The following is a 1,073-nucleotide window of genomic DNA, read 5'->3' on the forward strand; positions in this document are numbered from 1 at the left end:
GTCGCCGAGACCGAAGGCGGACGCGTAGGAGGTGGCGATGGCGGCGGGGTCGGCGACCTCGAGGGTCACGTTGATGGCGGTGGAAGCGGCGGTGGAAGCTGTGTTCGTCATGGCTATAACGCTAAATTTCGCGCAGGCCACGGACATCCGTGGTGACTACGGAACCCACCACGGAAAGCACTCACGGAGCCCCTACCGACGCGCCCCCGGCAGCCGGGTAATCGCGGCGACCACCACGCGATAAGCGAGGTAGGCCGGGACTCCCACCAGCACGATCACGCGCAAACCCGTCAGGATCGCGGCGAGGGCGAGGTAGCCGGGGCCGAGCCCGTCGGGCGAACCGAATCCGTGCCGCGCCGACACCAGCGCCAGGACGGGCCGCAGCACGAGGTACAGGACCACCGGGATCAGCGGGATGCGGAGGAGCCGCCACACCTCGGCCAGCCATGCGGGGATTCTCATCGCGCCAGCTCCGGCCCCGAGGTGAGGAAGGCCAGTAGCAGGGCGTTGCCGATGGCTCCGGCGTTCGTGAACCGCAATCGGTCACCGCTGCGCATCGGCAGGCCCGCCAGGTCGGCGGTGCGGAAGACGCGGGTGAACACATCGTGGTTCCCGAAGGCGCGGGCCGGGGCGAGCGCGAAAGCCGTTGCGGAGACCGAGATTCCGAGGATCACCGGACCGCTGTCGATGTCACCGGGGCCGGATGACCCGCCGCCGTATTCGTGGATGGCTCCGAAACCGAGGACGCTGCGCTCCTCCCGGAACAAGCCGGCCGCCAGGTCCCGGGCGAGCGCGCGGTCCGCGAAGCCCGCGAAGTAGGCCGCGAGTCCGGTGCCCGAGGCACGCGGGGCGTCGTGCGCGCGGCCGTCGGAGCCCATGCGCTGCCACACCAGGCCGGTGGCCGGATCGATCTGGACCGCGCGGACCTGCCGGGCCCAGTGCGCGAGGACCGCGCTGTGGTCGACGCCGGTGGCGCGGCCGTGCACGGCGATCGCGGCGGCGACGGCGGCCACGTCGGTCGGGTAGGCCTCGTCGGGGAAGGTGTCGATCAGGCCGGTCGGGGCGGCGAGCAG

General features: G+C 71.8%; 2 protein-coding genes. Both read right to left on the minus strand.

What is annotated here, in order from left to right; translation table 11 throughout:
• Positions 1 to 192: 192 nt before the first annotated feature.
• Entirely contained in the window at positions 193 to 462 is a 270-nt protein-coding gene (locus ACIRS4_RS38845) for a hypothetical protein (RefSeq protein ID WP_404205087.1), read from the minus strand.
• On the minus strand, positions 459 to 1,073 hold a 615-nt coding region (locus tag ACIRS4_RS38850; protein ID WP_404205089.1), incomplete at its 5' end, for a hypothetical protein. The genes ACIRS4_RS38850 and ACIRS4_RS38845, both read right to left, overlap by 4 nt.

Origin of the sequence: Streptomyces sp. NPDC101166, from assembly GCF_044768125.1 — a bacterium.
GTDB lineage: Bacteria > Actinomycetota > Actinomycetes > Streptomycetales > Streptomycetaceae > Streptomyces.